Here is a 15,184-nt window from a genome sequence, read left to right on the forward strand (position 1 = left end):
CAAAATGGCAACAAGTAATGTGGGCTGCAAGCCTCTTAACCCGGACTGGCTGCTTTATCCCCGACTAGTTCGGCGACGATCGCATTGACAGCCGCGCGGGCGGCGTCAAAGCCCTGGCCGGTGTCGACGACGAAGTCGGCGCGCCGGCGCTTTTCGGCGTCGGGAACCTGCCTGGCCAGGATCGACGCAAACTTTTCCTCGCTCATGCCCGGGCGCGCCAGCACGCGGGCGCGCTGGATCTCGGCCGACGCGGTGACGACCACAACCTTGTCGACGCGATCGCGGCCGCCGGTCTCGAACAGCAGCGGTATATCGAGCACGGCAAGTGGCGCGCCGGCGGCACGATTTTGCGCCAGAAAGGCATCGGCGTCGGCACGGACCAGCGGATGGATGATCGCTTCCAGCCGTTTCAGCGCGGCGGCATCGCCGAGCACCCGTTCGGCCAACTTTGTGCGATCGACCGCACCGGATCGGGTGGTCCCGGGAAAGACCGCCTCGACCATGGGGGCGGCCTTGCCGGCATAGAGGCGATGCACCGCCTCGTCGGAATCATGGACCGGCACGCCGGCCTCGGCAAACATCTTTGCCGTGGTCGACTTGCCCATGCCGATCGATCCGGTGAGGCCGAGCACGATCATGGCTTCGCGCCGATATCGGCAATGATCATTTGCCGCAGTTCGGCGGTGACCTGCGGCCTGGTGCCGAACCAGCGCTCGAAGCCGGGCACCGCCTGGTGCAGCAGCATGCCGAGCCCATCGACGGTCTTGAGGCCGCGCGCGCTGGCTGCGGCGAGCAACGGCGTTTCCAGCGGAACATAAACGATGTCGGTGACGATGGCGCGGTCGGGCAGTCTGCCCGGATCGGCGGACAGGCCTTCATTGCCATGCATGCCGAGCGCTGACGTGTTGACCAGCAGGCCGGCATCTTCGAGCAACTCGCCGGTCGCCGCCATGCCATGGGCGGAGACGCCGGCACCGAAGCGGTCGCGCAGCTCCTGCGCCCTCGCAAGCGTCCGGTTTACGATGCGGATATCGTTGACGCCGCGTTGCTTCAGCGCATGGATGACCGCGCGAGCGGCACCGCCGGCACCGAGCACAACGGCCGGGCCGTCGGCCGCCCAACCCGATGCATACTCGTCCAGATTGGCGGCAAAGCCATGGGCATCGGTATTGCCGCCCCACAATTCGCCATCCTCAAACCACAGTGTGTTGACCGCACCGATTTGTTCGGCCGCGTCGTCGCGGCGCGCCGCCAATGCGAAGGCGGCCTCCTTGTGCGGGATGGTGACGTTGCCGCCGCTATAGCCTTGTGCCTGCAGCGTTTGCAGGAATTCGGCAAACGCTTCTGGCGCAACGTCAATGGCCTCGTAGACGCCGTCGATGCCGTATTTCGCCAGCCAGTAGCCGTGGATCTTCGGTGACCTGGAATGGCCGATCGGGTGGCCGGTGACGAAGGCTTTTTTCGAGGCCTCAGCCATCGATCGCCCCGAGATCACGCAGCTTGGCCAGCACCGGCAAAAGCGGCAGGCCAACAATGGTGAAGTAGTCGCCCTCGATCTTTTCGAACAGCTGGATGCCCTCGCCTTCGATCTGGTAGGCACCAACGCTGGACAACGCCTTGGCGCCGACGCGCGCCAGATGGCGGCCGATGAAGGCCGGATCGAGCTTGCGCATGGTCAGGCTGGCGATGCCGACATGCCGCCACAGAACCTGGCCGTCACGGGCCAGCACGACGGCACTGTTGAGCTGATGCGTCTTGCCCGACAACGCCAGCAGATGACGGCGCGCGCCTTCCATGTCGGCCGGCTTGTGGAACAGTTCGTCGCCGAGCGACAGCGTCTGGTCGCAGCCGAGCACCAGGGCGCCGGGCTTGCGCTCACTGACTTCGGTGGCCTTGGCCTCGGCAAGCACCAGGGCGACGTCCTCCGGCGACACGCCACTATTTTGCAGCGGCGCCTCCAGCGCACGTTCGTCGACAGAAGCCGGAACCGCTTCGACCACAACGCCGGCATTGACAAGCAGCGCCTTGCGGAACGGGCTGCCCGAGGCAAGGATGATTTTTTCGGCCATTTTTTTCGCCCGTTTTCTGGCGCTCACTAGGGTGTGTCGAGATTCAGGTCAGGCCGCGCCGAGAGTGGTGGCTTCCGAGAACCGGAGCGGAGTGTACTTAAAGTACGTGAGCACCGGAAGCGCAGGAAGCCGCCGTTTGTAGGCCGGCATCACCTGAATATCACGCCCTAGCGCGTCTTGCCGCGCAGGGCAACGATAGCCGCCGCCGTCTCCTCGATCGAACGGCGGCTGACATCGATCATCGGCCAGCCATGCCGTGTGCAGATCTGGCGGGCGTAGGCGAGTTCTTCGGCGATCGCGGCGCGGTCGACGTAATCGGTCGGCTCGTAGGCGCTGTTGCCGAGAACGCGGTTCTGCCGGACCTGGGAGATGCGCTCGGCAGTGGCGATCAGGCCGACGATCAGTGGCCTCCTGGCGTAGACCAGGCTTTCCGGCACCGGCACGCCGAGCACGATCGGGATGTTGGCGGTCTTGATGCCGCGATTGGCGAGATAGATGCTGGTCGGCGTCTTCGAGGTGCGTGAGATGCCGACAAGCACGATGTCGGCATCATCCATATTGGCCGGCAGCTGGCCGTCATCATGCTCCATGGTGAAATTGAGCGCGTCGATGCGGCGAAAATATTCGGCGTCCAGCACATGCTGGGCGCCGACGCGGCGGCCGGCCGGCGTGCCGAGATAGGACTGGAACACCGTCAGCACCGGCTCCAGTACCGAGACGCAAGGCAGGCCCATCGCCGCGCAGCGTTCATCGATGCCACGGGCAAGCTTCTGGTCGACGACGGTGTAGAGGATGATGCCCGGCTCCTCCTCGATGTCCTCGAACACTTTCGTCACCTGTTTTTCGGTGCGGATGAGCGGGTAGATGTGTTCGATGGCGCGCGCATCCTTGTATTGCGCGGAAGCGGCGCGGCCGGCGGCCAGCAGCGTTTCGCCGGTGGCGTCGGAAATCAGGTGAAGGTGAAAGAAGCTCTGCGGTTTGTTCACAGGATACATTCCAGGCTGTGGGCCGATGTGGATAAGCCGGGCGGAAAACTCGGCCACCGCCAAGCGACTGTATCAGATGCCGGTTTGTCCACAATTCGATGTGCTGTCGGCTTCTTCGGGCGGTTGGGGACAAGTCCGGGGACGGAGCTTTTTGCCTTCGCTTCATCCACAAGGGCAAGTTCCTTGGCCTGGCGGCAACGCATTGACTCCAGGCGGAAATTCCCGGCTTTCCACAAAGTCCTGCAATCCCGTTGGAGAAGCGCGCGACAATATGCTGGCTGGTCTTTTCCAGGGCAAAGCGGGACAGGAGACAACCACCACAACCAACAGACTCTTAGAATCATAAGATTCCTAAAAATAGAATATTTAATTATAGGGAAGCCTGGAAAGGCGAGCGCTCAATGCCTCAAGACCGGATCGTGCTGGACGTGTTGAGAGGCAAGGCAGCGTTTCCGCCGCCGCTCTGGATTATGCGCCAAGCCGGCCGCTATCTGCCGGAATACCGGGAGACGAGGAGACGGGCCGGATCGTTCCTCGATCTTTGCTACGACCCGGATCTCGCCGTCGAAGTGACGCTGCAGCCGATCGAACGCTTCGGCTTCGACGCATCGATCCTGTTTTCCGATATCCTTGTCGTGCCGCATGCGCTCGGCCGCGACGTGCGCTTCGAGGAAGGACGCGGCCCGCTGTTGACGCCGATCTCGGCTGCGGAGATCGAGGCTCTCGACGGCGAAACGTTTCACGTGAATCTCGAGCCGGTCTACGAGACGGTGCGGCGATTGCGCGCCAGACTGCCTGATGAAACGACGCTGATCGGCTTCTGCGGTGCGCCCTGGACGGTGGCGACCTACATGATTGCCGGCCACGGTACGCCCGACCAGGCGCCGGCCAGGCTGTTCGCCTATCGCGAGCCGGCGGCCTTTCTTCGGCTCCTGAAAGTGCTCGCCGATCATTCGGCTGCCTATCTGATCCGGCAGATCGAAGCCGGCGCCGACGTGGTGCAGATCTTTGATTCGTGGTCCGGCGTGCTCGACGAAGCGTCTTTCGAGTTGTTCTGCGTCCGGCCGGTGGCCGAGATTGTCCGGCAGGTGAAGGCTGTCCATCCCGACGTTCCGATCATCGGCTTTCCCAAAGGCGCCGGAGATCACTACCGGAGCTATCGCCAGACGACCGGCGTGACCGGGCTGGGCCTCGACTGGACCGTGCCATTGTCGACTGCGAAGGAATTGCAGCGTGACGGCGCCGTGCAAGGCAATCTCGATCCGCTGCGGCTGGTGGCCGGCGGCAAGGCGCTTGCCGACGGCGTGGGGGCGATCCTGAAGGTGTTAGGGGACCGGCCGCTGATCTTCAACCTCGGCCACGGCATCACGCCGGAGACGCCGCTCGCGCATGTCGAGCAGATGGTCAAACTGGTGCGGAGCGCGTCGTGACGATGATGGGCGCAGACAATGCGAACAGCACGAACAGCGGTAGCGGGGCGACGCGCCGCGCGGCAATCGCGATCGCCATTTTCCTCGTGCTGGCCGGGCTGCTGTTTCTCTTCGGGCCCGATGATTTCTATCCCTGGGCAAAGGCGATCCATGTGATTGCCGTCATCTCCTGGATGGCGGGCATGCTCTATCTGCCGCGCTTGCTGGTCTATCATGCCGATGCCGAAAAAGGCTCCGTCCAGTCGGAGACCTTCAAGGTAATGGAGCGCCGCCTGCTGCGCGGCATCATCAATCCGGCGATGGTGATTACCTGGGCGTTCGGCCTGTGGCTCGCCTGGAAAGGCTTTGGTTTTCAAGGCGGCTGGCTGCATGCCAAGATCGCTGCGGTGGTGGGTCTGTCGGCCGTGCATGGCTATTTCGCCGGCGCCGTCCGGAAATTTGCCGAAGACCGCAATGAAAAACCGGCAAGGCACTGGCGGATCGTCAATGAGATCCCCACATTGCTGATGGTCGTCATCGTCGTCCTGGTTATCGTGAAACCATTCTGACGTATTCGGTGCCCGCAAAAGGCGGCTTGCTCTTTCACCCGACCGACGATAAAAGACGGGTCTTCCTTCCCGTCATGCGCCGCCCGTCATCGCTTTCGGCCGCGCCCGGCATTTGTCGCATCCCGCCGATATTTTTCCCAAAGCTCATTCAGAGTCCGTCCATGCAAGAAATGAAACTCACCGAGTTCAAGAACAAGAAACCACCAGAGTTGATCGCCTATGCGGAATCGCTCGAGGTCGAGAACGCCAGCGTCATGCGCAAGCAGGAGCTGATGTTCGCGATCCTGAAGAAGCTGGCGGCACAGGATATCGAGATCATCGGCGACGGCGTCGTCGAAGTGCTGCAGGACGGCTTTGGCTTTCTGCGCTCGGCCAACGCAAATTATCTGCCAGGTCCCGACGACATCTATATTTCACCCTCGCAGATCCGGCGGTTTTCGCTGAAGACCGGCGATACGGTTGAAGGCCCTATCCGCAGCCCGAAAGAGGGCGAGCGCTATTTCGCGCTGCTCAAGGTCAACACAATCAATTTCGACGATCCGGAAAAAATCCGCCACAAGATCCACTTTGACAACCTGACGCCGCTCTATCCGACCAAGCGGCTGAAGATGGAGATCGACAATCCGACCACCAAGGACATCTCGCCGCGCGTGATCGACCTGGTCGCGCCGATCGGCAAGGGGCAGCGTGCGTTGATCAATGCGCAGCCGCGCACCGGCAAGACGGTTCTCATGCAGAACATCGCCCACTCGATCACCGCCAACCATCCGGAATGCTATCTGATCGTGCTTCTGATCGACGAGCGGCCGGAGGAGGTTACCGACATGCAGCGCTCGGTGAAGGGCGAGGTGATCTCGTCGACCTTCGACGAGCCGGCGGTACGCCATGTCCAGGTTGCCGAGATGGTGATCGAAAAGGCCAAGCGCCTGGTCGAGCACGGTCGCGACGTGGTGATCCTGCTGGATTCGATCACGCGTCTCGGTCGCGCCTACAACACCGTCGTGCCGTCATCCGGCAAGGTGCTGACCGGCGGTGTCGACGCGAACGCGCTGCAGCGGCCGAAGCGCTTCTTCGGCGCCGCCCGCAACATCGAGGAAGGCGGCTCGCTGACCATCATCGCCACCGCGCTGATCGACACCGGCAGCCGCATGGACGAAGTCATCTTCGAAGAGTTCAAGGGCACCGGCAACTGCGAAATCCAGCTCGACCGCAAGGTGGCCGACAAGCGCATCTATCCGGCCATGGACATATTGAAGTCCGGCACCCGCAAGGAAGACCTGCTGGTTTCCAAGCAGGATCTGCAGAAGATCTTCGTGCTGCGCCGCATCCTGGCGCCGATGGGAACTACCGATGCCATCGAGTTCCTGATCGACAAGCTCAAGCAGACCAAGACGAATGCGGACTTCTTCGATTCGATGAATACGTAGGGTTGGGGGCTGGCCGTTGCCTTCGTCATCCTCGGGCTTGGCCCGAGGATCCATGCCGTGAGCTCTACCGGAGAAAGCAGCGGAGCAGAATTTGCGCCGTTGCAGCGCGCGAAAGTCACGGCATGGATCCTATGGTCTGCGCTGCGTCGCTTCACTCCTTGCTTCGCCATAGGATTACGAATCCTATCTTCGGCGCAATAACCCTTCCAGCTCTTCAGCTTCCGTTGCCACCGGCAGGCAGACCTGCCCCGTGCACAGCCAGGCGCCGGGCTCGGCCGTTGGCGGCAGGACGCCGCCCGGCAAGGCCGGCAGATTTGTCGCCGAGCCAACAGGCACGACGATGTCCACCCGACGTGGGTCCGGATTTCGATTCGCAACCGGAACAAGCCTTGGATTCTCGGGTTTATCCACGATCACCAGTTTCAGCGGTTCGAGCGCCAGGGCACAGGCATTGACGATTCCTGCCTGGCCATAGGGCTGGTGCTCCGCCCGCCCGGCCGCATGCTCGGCGACTGTCCAGGCTTTTTCCCAGAGTTCGAGATCGCGGGTCAGCGACGACAATCGGACCATGGCTTCGATGATCTGCCCAGTGGCGGAAGGAATGGCCTCGTCGACATCGCCGCGGATGCGGATCGGCACATCCGTGCTGTTCGATGCGGTCAGATAGTAGCCGGTCTTGTCGCTGTCCCGGTGCCAGAGATCGAGTTGCTCAATGAAGTTCCCGGCGCGATCGATATAGTCGGGATTGCCGGTCGCCTCGAACAGCGAGACCGCCGCATTGGTCATGGCGGCATAGTCGCTCGAAAGAGCCGGGAACAGCCTCTTTGCGCCGAGCATCGAATGCGGCAGGCGGCCGTCACGTCCGGCGCCCGCAATGGCGGCAAAGCCCGCTGCCGCCGCTTCGATCCAGTCGGATCGGCCAAGCGATCGCCCGGCCTCGGCAAGGGCTGCGATCATCAAGCCGTTCCAGTCGGTCAGGGCCTTGCCGTCACGCCCTGGCCGGATGCGCTGTGCCCTCGCCGCGAGCAATTTTTCTTTCAGCGGGACGAGCTGTTGGCGGTCGATCACACTTTGCGTCTGCTGGGCTTCTGTCTGGCGGATGATCGGCTTGCCCTCCCAGCCGTGCGGGTCGGCAAGTGTGAAGTAGTTGAAAAACAATGCTGATTCGTCATCAAGGGCAAGCTCGACCTCATCCTTGCTCCAGGTATAGAACAGCCCTTCTTCCCCTTCGCTGTCGGCATCGAGACTGGCAGCGAAGGCACCGCCCTCGACCCGCATTTCGCGCAACAGCCAGGCAATCGTCTCTTCGATTCGCAACCGGAACAATTCCTTGCCGGTTGACGCATAGGCCCAATTGCACAGCCGGACGAGTTGGGCATTGTCGTAGAGCATCTTTTCGAAATGCGGCACCAGCCATTCGGCGTCGGTCGAGTAGCGACTGAGGCCACCGCCGACATGGTCGTAGATGCCGCCGGCCAGCATCTTTTCGAGGCTGAGGAGAACGGCGTCACGATGGGCTGCGGTGCTGTCGCGCAGCCAGGACAGCCAGAGGCTCTGCATGAACGGCGCGTTGGGGAATTTGGGTGCGCCGCGCAGGCCGCCCAGCTCGCGGTCGATCATGCCATCAATGCCGTTGGCGAGCTTCGCTAGCGTGTCGCTGTCGAGTACGGCCTTGGCACGGCTGCCCGCCAGCCGCGCCTCGACATGCGTAGTCAAACCGTCGGCGCTTTGGTTAACGCTTTCTTTCTTCTCCCGCCAAGCCTTGTCGACCGCCTCCAGCACCTGGACGAAGCCCGGGCGCCCGTAGCGGGCTTCGCGAGGGAAGTAGGTGCCGCCCCAGAACGGCTTGCCGTCCGGCGTCAGGAACATGGTCAGCGGCCATCCGCCCTGCTCGCCCATCGAGGACAGCGCCGCCATGTAGATCTGGTCGATGTCGGGGCGCTCCTCGCGGTCGACCTTGATATTGACGAAGAGACGGTTCATGACGGCGGCGACGCCGTCGTTCTCGAAGCTCTCATGCGCCATGACGTGGCACCAGTGGCAGGCAGCGTAGCCGACTGACAGCAGGATCGGACGCTGCAGCGCCTGTGCTTCGGCCAGAGCGGTAGGCGACCATGGCCGCCAGTGCACCGGATTGCCGCTGTGCTGCTGCAGATAGGGACTGGCCTCTTCGGCAAGCAGGTTTTGTGCAGGCAATGTCACGGCGCAACTCGATGGTGGATTGAACAGGCATAGCTAGGGCGCTTCGGCAGGGCGGGCAAATGATTTCAAAAGACTCCATCGTGGCACTGTCGAGCGGGCGCCTGCCGGCCGGCATTGCGGTGATCCGAATTTCGGGGCCGCAGAGTCGATTCGTAGTCGAAACGATTGCCGGATCGGCCGTGCCGAACCGCGTTGCTAGCTATCGCAAGTTACGGGCGCCGGACGGATCGGTGCTGGACAGCGGCCTGGTCGTCTTCTTTGCCGGTCCCGACAGTTTTACCGGCGAGGACGTTGCCGAGTTCCATGTGCATGGCGGACGCGCCGTCGTGGCGAAGATGCTGGAAACGATCACCTCCTTCGACGGCGTCAGGCATGCCGAGCCGGGTGAATTCACCCGCCGCGCCTTTGTCAACGGCAAGCTCGATCTGGTCGAAACCGAGGCGCTGGCCGATCTCATCAATGCCGACACCGAGGCGCAGCGGCGCTTTGCCGTGCACAATGCCGAAGGCGTGCAGAGCGAACTCTATCTGGGCTGGCGCCGACGGCTGATCCACGCCCGCGCGATGATCGAGGCCGAGATCGATTTTGCCGACGAGGACGACGTGCCGGGTTCGGTCGCCGACACAGTCTGGTCCGACGTGCGGGCCATGATCGCCGAGATCGAGCGCCATGTCGCCGGCTTCCGCGCTGCCGAAATCATTCGCGACGGGTTCGAAGTCGTCATCCTCGGTGCGCCGAATGCCGGCAAATCCAGCCTGTTCAACGCTCTGGCGCGGCGCGAGGCGGCGATCGTCACCGATGAGCCGGGCACGACCCGCGACCTGCTCGAGGTGGTGCTGGACCTCGAAGGGGTGTGGGTCCGGGTAACCGACACCGCCGGTCTGCGCGAGGCGCCCGGCAAGATCGAGGCGATCGGCATCGAGAAGGCCAGGACCAAGGCGCACAGTGCGGACCTGCTGTTGCTGCTTGAGGATATGGCGGAGCCAATGGCGATCGGTGTGCTGCCGCGCGCGATTCCGGCGCTGAGGGTCGGAACGAAGGTTGATCTGCTGAGGGGCAAATCACCCTCGCCCAGGGCGCACTATGATATCGCTATCTCGACGCGGGACGGCACGGGAGTGGCCGAATTGCTGGACGAGATCGGGCGGCACGCCGCAGCGCAGATCGGCCAGGCCGGCGATATCCTGCCATCGCGGCTGCGGCACGTCGAGCTGCTCAATGAGACGAAACGCTTCCTGCTTGCGGCAGTGGCAAGTAGTGATCGCGGACAGGAATTGCGGGCCGAGGAACTGCGCCTGGCGGCGGATCGGCTCGGACGGATCGTCGGCGCGGTCGATGTCGAGGATATGCTTGACGTGATCTTTTCGCAATTCTGTATCGGCAAGTGACTCACGTGAAACATTGGGAAGAATACGCCCCAGTGATTCACGTGAAACGCTGGGCGGTCAGTGGAGGGCATTGTTTCACGTGAAACGATTCGCTGTGCAAATGTCGCAGGTGCTGCAGGTTGAGGGGTTAGGTGCGGCTCTCGCCTTCTCCCCGTGTGGGAGAAGGTGGCCAAGCGAAGCTCGGTCGGATGAGGGGTGTTCCAGCTTGGCACCGACGGTGCTCCGTCCAGCACCCCTCAACCGTCTTGGCGCCGCGCGCCAATCCACCTTCTCCCACAACAAACAAGGGGAGAAGGAAGACAGGGCAGCGCCGGGCGTTCTCTATCTGCAATGGTCAGCGCAGTTATGCGCCTGAAGCCTCTCTGTTCTTGACAGCTCGTCCGGGCGGGCACATGTGTCGGCAGATTTGAATCGGAAGATACAGATGACCAATCGCTATGATGTGGTTGTGGTGGGTGGCGGCCATGCTGGGTGCGAGGCGGCCAGTGCTGCCGCGCGTGCCGGCGCCAGAACCGCGCTGGTGACGCTGCGCTTCGACACGATCGGTGTGATGTCCTGCAACCCGGCGATTGGCGGCCTCGGCAAAGGCCATCTGGTTCGCGAGATCGATGCCATGGACGGGCTGATGGGGCGCGTCGCCGATGCGGCCGGCATCCAGTTCCGTCTGCTCAACCGTCGTAAGGGGCCAGCGGTCCGCGGTCCGCGGACGCAAGCCGACAGGAAGCTCTATCGGCTCGCCATGCAGGCGGCAATCCGCCAGCAGGCCGGCCTCGATGTCATTGAAGGCGAGGTGCTGGACTTCGACATCAATGACGGAGAAATCGACGATGGGCGCATCGCGGCGGTGCTGCTGGCGGATGGAAGCAGGCTCGCCTGTGGTGCCGTGGTGCTGACGACCGGCACTTTTTTGCGCGGGCTGATCCATATTGGCGAGAAGAAGATCGTCGCCGGCCGCATGAACGAGCAAGCGAGCATCGGCCTGTCGGCGACGATGAGCCGCGCCGGCTTCAGGCTCGGGCGGCTGAAGACCGGCACGCCGCCGCGGCTGGACGGCAGGACGATCGATTGGGCGTCGCTTGAGAGCCAGGCGGCGGATGAAGATCCCGTGCCGTTCTCGCTGCTCACCGACCGCATCGAAAACCCGCAGATCCATTGCGGGATTACGCGCACGACCAATGTCACGCATGAGCTGATTCGCGCCAATCTTGGCCGCTCGGCTATGTATTCGGGGTCAATCGAAGGCGTCGGGCCGCGTTATTGCCCGTCCATCGAAGACAAGATCGTCAAGTTCGGTGACCGCGAAGGCCACCAGATTTTTCTGGAGCCAGAAGGGCTCGACGACGACACGGTGTACCCGAACGGCATCTCGACCTCGCTGCCCGAGGACGTACAGCTCGACATCCTGAAAACCATTCCGGGGCTGGAGCGGGCAACGATGCTGCAGCCCGGCTATGCCATCGAATATGACCATGTCGACCCACGCGAACTCAAGCCGACGCTGGAAACCAAGCGGATCGCCGGGCTTTACCTCGCCGGCCAGATCAACGGAACCACCGGCTACGAGGAGGCTGGCGCGCAAGGGCTGCTTGCCGGCTTGAATGCAGCGCGCAAGGCGTCGGCGAGCGATGAAATCGTGCTAAGCCGCACCGAAGCCTATATCGGCGTGATGGTCGACGACTTGACCAGCCGCGGCATCGCCGAGCCCTACCGCATGTTCACCTCGCGGGCCGAGTTCCGGCTGTCGCTGCGTGCGGACAATGCCGATGAGCGGCTGACGCCGCTGGCGATGAGACTGGGGATCGCCTCGCCGGAGCGAACGCAACGGTTCAACACTGTCGTGCAAGACCTTGAGAAGGCGCGGCAGCTCGCCCTCGGCACCACGATGACCCCCAATGAGGCGGCGCGCCATGGGCTCGAGATCAACCGGGACGGCGTGCGCCGCTCGGTCTATGAGTTGCTGGCCTATCCCGGCGTCGATATCGCCTGGCTGGGGCGCATCGAACCTGCTTTTGGCGCTATCGACGCCAAAACGGCCGAACGTCTTGAAACGGAAGCCAAATATTCCGTCTATCTCGACCGCCAGCAGGCCGACGTCTCGCAGATCAGGCATGAGGAGAGCCGGCTTATTCCCGAGTCGCTCGACTTTGCTTCTGTTCCCGGCCTGTCCAATGAGTTGAAGCAGAAGATGCTGGCACGCCAGCCGCGTTCCATCGCTGACGCGCAGCGTATGGAAGGCATGACGCCGGCGGCGCTGGCGATTATCGTCGCGCATGTCCGCACCGCCGAGGCGGCCGCGCGAAAGCAGGTCGCGTGAGCGCTGCGTCCTGGGCGAACCTGCAACAGGCAGCAGGCCCGGTTTCACGTGAAACATTCGGTCGTCTGGTCGAGTTTGAGGCCGCCTTCCAGAAATGGAATCGCCGGATCAATCTAGCCGCGCAATCGACGCAGGACGATGTCTGGCGCCGCCACATCCTCGACAGCGCGCAGCTGGCGCGAATCAAACCGGACGCGAAGCGCTGGGTCGATCTCGGCTCCGGCGGCGGTTTTCCCGGGCTTGTGCTGGCCTTTCTGCTGGTCGAGCGTGAAGGGGCCAGCATCGACCTGGTTGAAAGCAACCGGAAAAAAGCATCGTTCCTGCAAGCGGTCGTCGGACAGTTCAGCCTGCCTGCCAAGGTCATCGCGCGGCGCATAGACGACAGCTATCCTCTTGTTCCTGCACCACAAATCGTCACGGCCAGGGCGCTTGCGTCGTTGCCGACCTTGCTCGACTTGGCGGCGCCGTGGCTGACGAAGGGCGCGCGCGGCCTGTTTCACAAAGGCCGGGATTACCGCGCCGAAGTGGCAGAAAGCGCTCAACGATGGTCTTTCGATCTGGTAGAACATACCAGTGTAACCGACGCGCAGGGCGTCGTTCTCGAAATATCCGACTTGCGACAGCACCCTGGCTAGTGACTGGCGACCCCGAATGAATTTCTGGCATAGACCCATGATGAAGAACGGCCCCCGAATCATCACCGTCGCCAACCAGAAGGGTGGCGTCGGCAAGACGACGACGGCCATCAATCTGGGCACCGCGCTGGCCGCCATAGGCGAACAGGTGCTGATCGTCGATCTCGATCCGCAGGGCAACGCCAGCACCGGGCTTGGCATTGACCGGCGCGACCGCACCGTCTCCTCCTATGATGTGCTGACCGGCGAACTCGACCTGGAAGCGGCGGCGATTCCGACGGCGGTGCCCGGCCTGTCGATCGTGCCGTCGACACTCGACCTGCTCGGCATCGAGATGGAAATCGCCTCGGCGCCGGATCGGGTGCTGCGGCTGCGCAATGCGCTGCGGGCTTCGGCCGAGCGTTCGGCCAATTTCGGCTATGTGCTGATCGACTGCCCGCCCTCGCTCAATCTGCTGACGCTGAACTCGATGGCCGCGGCCGATTCGGTGCTGGTGCCGCTACAGTGCGAGTTTTTCGCGCTGGAGGGCCTGAGCCAGCTTTTGGAAACGGTCGAGCAGGTGCGCCGTTCGATCAACCCCGATCTGACGATCCAGGGCATCGTGCTGACGATGTTCGACGGGCGCAACAATCTCGCCAACCAGGTGGTGCAGGATGTGCGGGCGCATATGGGCGATAAGGTCTATGAAACCGTCATCCCGCGCAATGTCCGCGTTTCCGAGGCGCCGTCCTATGGCAAACCGGCGATTCTCTACGACCTCAAATGCTCGGGCAGCCAGGCCTATCTGCAGCTTGCTTCGGAAGTGATCCGCCGCGAGCGCAAATTGCGTGCCGCCTAACAGTAGCCAACAAGCGATTCGATACCGAAACGATCTGGACGGACGATGAACGAAGACCCTTCGAGAAAGAGACTGGGCCGGGGATTGGCGGCCCTGATCGGCGAAATCGATCGCCCGGCGGCACCGGAAAAGCCGGGGCTGGCGGCCGACGGCAAGGTGCCGATCGAGTTCCTCAGCCCTAACCCGAAAAACCCGCGGCGGCATTTTGGCGACGCCGACCTGACCGACCTCGCCCAGTCGATCCGCGAACACGGCGTGGTGCAGCCGGTGGTGGCGCGGCCGTCGAAAACCCAAACGGGCCGCTACGAGATTATCGCCGGCGAGCGTCGTTGGCGTGCGGCGCAACGCGCCGGGCTGACCGAAATCCCGATCATTGTGCGCGATGTCAACGATCGCACGGCGCTCGAACTGGCGATCATCGAAAACGTCCAGCGCACCGACCTCAACCCGGTCGAGGAAGCGCTGGGCTACCAGCAGCTGATCGACGACCACGGCTATACCCAGGCCGATCTCGGCCAGGTGATCGGCAAGAGCCGCAGCCATGTCGCCAACACGCTGAGGCTGCTCAAGCTGCCCGACGTCATTCGCGACATGCTGGTCGATGGGGCGCTGTCGGCCGGCCACGCCCGTACCTTGGTGACGGCCGACGACCCGGCCGGGCTCGCCAAGCGGATCATCGATGAGGGGCTTTCGGTGCGCCAGGCCGAGGCGCTGGCGCAGATGCCGGTCGGCGCGCCGGCGGCAAAACGCCAACCCGCCGCACCGCCGCAAAAGGATGCCGATACACTGGCGCTGGAGCGGCAGATGACCAGCACGATCGGCATGATCGTCACGATCGAGCACAACCAGCGCGGCGGCGTGATCAGCGTCGCCTACCGGACGCTGGAGCAACTCGATGAGCTTTGCCGCAGGCTGAAGCGGGAGTAGGTGGGTTGCCAAAATGCCATGACCTTTAGCCGGCAAATAAATTTTGGTCCTAAGATTGGCAGTTCCGTCTTCTAATAGGAGAACAACCGCGCCGGTGATTGGCGAAATCGCTCGAAGCGGTTAATCTCCCTCCTTGAGTGGGAGATGGCCGGCAGGCCAGAAGGGGTCGTCTCAAATCAAGCGCCCACGTCGTCTGTCGCGGAAGGCGCTGGCGTTCCACGCGCTGTGACCCCCTCTGTCGCCTCGGCGACATCTCCCCCTCAAGGGCAGGGGAATCGCATATGGCGATTTTGGGGTTGAGTTTAGGCTGAGAAAGGATTCTTTGGAGAGGCAGGTGAGCGAAGGAGCGACTGCCATTTCCTGCCTTGAGAGCTACTTTGGCGCGGTGCCTGATCCACGCGCGCCCAACGCCACGCACCG

13 protein-coding genes are annotated in these 15,184 nt (G+C 62.9%); 8 read left to right on the forward strand and 5 right to left on the reverse strand.

Annotated features, from left to right (window positions below; all coding sequences use genetic code 11):
• Positions 1–35: 35 nt before the first annotated feature.
• The 4 genes from coaE to NKI50_RS18205 all read right to left on the reverse strand — a co-directional run bounded on the left by coaE (position 36) and on the right by NKI50_RS18205 (position 3,055).
• Positions 36–638, reverse strand: coding sequence for a dephospho-CoA kinase (gene coaE, locus NKI50_RS18190; RefSeq protein WP_352592217.1), 603 nt, complete (start codon positions 636–638; stop codon positions 36–38).
• Complete coding sequence (locus NKI50_RS18195) at positions 635–1,477, reverse strand: shikimate dehydrogenase (protein ID WP_352481330.1); 843 nt, start codon at positions 1,475–1,477, stop codon at positions 635–637. The genes coaE and NKI50_RS18195 overlap by 4 nt, the downstream gene beginning before the upstream one ends.
• Complete coding sequence (locus NKI50_RS18200; protein WP_352592214.1) at positions 1,470–2,069, reverse strand: Maf-like protein; 600 nt, start codon at positions 2,067–2,069, stop codon at positions 1,470–1,472. Before NKI50_RS18200 ends, NKI50_RS18195 begins: the two co-directional genes overlap by 8 nt.
• 167 nt (positions 2,070–2,236) lie before the next feature.
• Positions 2,237–3,055, reverse strand: a complete 819-nt coding sequence (locus NKI50_RS18205; protein ID WP_023718758.1) for a pyruvate, water dikinase regulatory protein — start codon at positions 3,053–3,055, stop codon at positions 2,237–2,239.
• Between the two features lie 401 nt (positions 3,056–3,456).
• Here NKI50_RS18205 and hemE point away from each other — a divergent pair, with 401 nt between their 5' ends.
• From hemE to rho, 3 genes are all read left to right on the forward strand, one after another.
• Positions 3,457–4,485, forward strand: a complete 1,029-nt coding sequence (hemE, locus tag NKI50_RS18210) for a uroporphyrinogen decarboxylase (protein WP_352481328.1) — start codon at positions 3,457–3,459, stop codon at positions 4,483–4,485.
• Positions 4,486–4,490: 5 nt separating this feature from the next.
• Positions 4,491–5,033 carry a protoporphyrinogen oxidase HemJ gene (hemJ, locus tag NKI50_RS18215; RefSeq protein WP_084642637.1) on the forward strand — a complete coding sequence of 181 codons (543 nt, stop codon included), beginning with the start codon at positions 4,491–4,493 and terminating at the stop codon, positions 5,031–5,033.
• A 161-nt stretch (positions 5,034–5,194) separates the two neighbouring features.
• Positions 5,195–6,460 carry a transcription termination factor Rho gene (gene rho, locus NKI50_RS18220; protein WP_023718755.1) on the forward strand — a complete coding sequence of 422 codons (1,266 nt, stop codon included), beginning with the start codon at positions 5,195–5,197 and terminating at the stop codon, positions 6,458–6,460.
• A gap of 183 nt (positions 6,461–6,643) precedes the next feature.
• On the opposite strand, the gene NKI50_RS18225 is transcribed toward rho, so the two are convergent.
• On the reverse strand, positions 6,644–8,662 hold the full coding sequence (locus NKI50_RS18225; protein ID WP_352717254.1) for a thioredoxin domain-containing protein: 2,019 nt from the start codon (positions 8,660–8,662) through the stop codon (positions 6,644–6,646).
• 59 nt (positions 8,663–8,721) lie between these two features.
• Between NKI50_RS18225 and mnmE the strand changes: the two genes are divergently transcribed.
• The 5 genes from mnmE (at position 8,722) to NKI50_RS18250 (ending at position 14,764) form a co-directional block, all read left to right on the forward strand.
• Entirely contained in the window at positions 8,722–10,050 is a 1,329-nt protein-coding gene (gene mnmE, locus NKI50_RS18230) for a tRNA uridine-5-carboxymethylaminomethyl(34) synthesis GTPase MnmE (protein ID WP_352643005.1), read from the forward strand.
• A gap of 424 nt (positions 10,051–10,474) precedes the next feature.
• Positions 10,475–12,364: a tRNA uridine-5-carboxymethylaminomethyl(34) synthesis enzyme MnmG gene (mnmG, locus tag NKI50_RS18235; protein WP_352717256.1), complete on the forward strand. Its 1,890-nt coding sequence runs from the start codon at positions 10,475–10,477 to the stop codon at positions 12,362–12,364.
• Positions 12,361–12,999, forward strand: coding sequence for a 16S rRNA (guanine(527)-N(7))-methyltransferase RsmG (gene rsmG / locus NKI50_RS18240; protein WP_352717258.1), 639 nt, complete (start codon positions 12,361–12,363; stop codon positions 12,997–12,999). Before mnmG ends, rsmG begins: the two co-directional genes overlap by 4 nt.
• A 37-nt stretch (positions 13,000–13,036) precedes the next feature.
• Entirely contained in the window at positions 13,037–13,837 is an 801-nt protein-coding gene (locus NKI50_RS18245) for a ParA family protein (protein WP_352717260.1), read from the forward strand.
• A gap of 45 nt (positions 13,838–13,882) precedes the next feature.
• Positions 13,883–14,764: a ParB/RepB/Spo0J family partition protein gene (locus NKI50_RS18250; protein WP_023718749.1), complete on the forward strand. Its 882-nt coding sequence runs from the start codon at positions 13,883–13,885 to the stop codon at positions 14,762–14,764.
• The last annotated feature ends 420 nt before the right edge of the window (positions 14,765–15,184 follow it).

Source organism: Mesorhizobium sp. M0563, assembly GCF_040321065.1.
Taxonomy (GTDB): domain Bacteria; phylum Pseudomonadota; class Alphaproteobacteria; order Rhizobiales; family Rhizobiaceae; genus Mesorhizobium.

What these genes read in the sequence shown, in the direction of transcription:
- NKI50_RS18195 (WP_352481330.1), bottom strand. Translation starts at nt 1,477, where the DNA reads ATGGCTGAGGCCTCGAAAAAAGCCTTCGTCACCGGCCACCCGATCGGC.
- NKI50_RS18200 (WP_352592214.1), bottom strand. Translation starts at nt 2,069, where the DNA reads ATGGCCGAAAAAATCATCCTTGCCTCGGGCAGCCCGTTCCGCAAGGCG.
- hemJ (WP_084642637.1), top strand. Translation starts at nt 4,491, where the DNA reads ATGGGCGCAGACAATGCGAACAGCACGAACAGCGGTAGCGGGGCGACG.
- mnmE (WP_352643005.1), top strand. Translation starts at nt 8,722, where the DNA reads ATGATTTCAAAAGACTCCATCGTGGCACTGTCGAGCGGGCGCCTGCCG.
- coaE (WP_352592217.1), bottom strand. Translation starts at nt 638, where the DNA reads ATGATCGTGCTCGGCCTCACCGGATCGATCGGCATGGGCAAGTCGACC.
- hemE (WP_352481328.1), top strand. Translation starts at nt 3,457, where the DNA reads ATGCCTCAAGACCGGATCGTGCTGGACGTGTTGAGAGGCAAGGCAGCG.
- NKI50_RS18250 (WP_023718749.1), top strand. Translation starts at nt 13,883, where the DNA reads ATGAACGAAGACCCTTCGAGAAAGAGACTGGGCCGGGGATTGGCGGCC.
- NKI50_RS18245 (WP_352717260.1), top strand. Translation starts at nt 13,037, where the DNA reads ATGATGAAGAACGGCCCCCGAATCATCACCGTCGCCAACCAGAAGGGT.
- mnmG (WP_352717256.1), top strand. Translation starts at nt 10,475, where the DNA reads ATGACCAATCGCTATGATGTGGTTGTGGTGGGTGGCGGCCATGCTGGG.
- rho (WP_023718755.1), top strand. Translation starts at nt 5,195, where the DNA reads ATGCAAGAAATGAAACTCACCGAGTTCAAGAACAAGAAACCACCAGAG.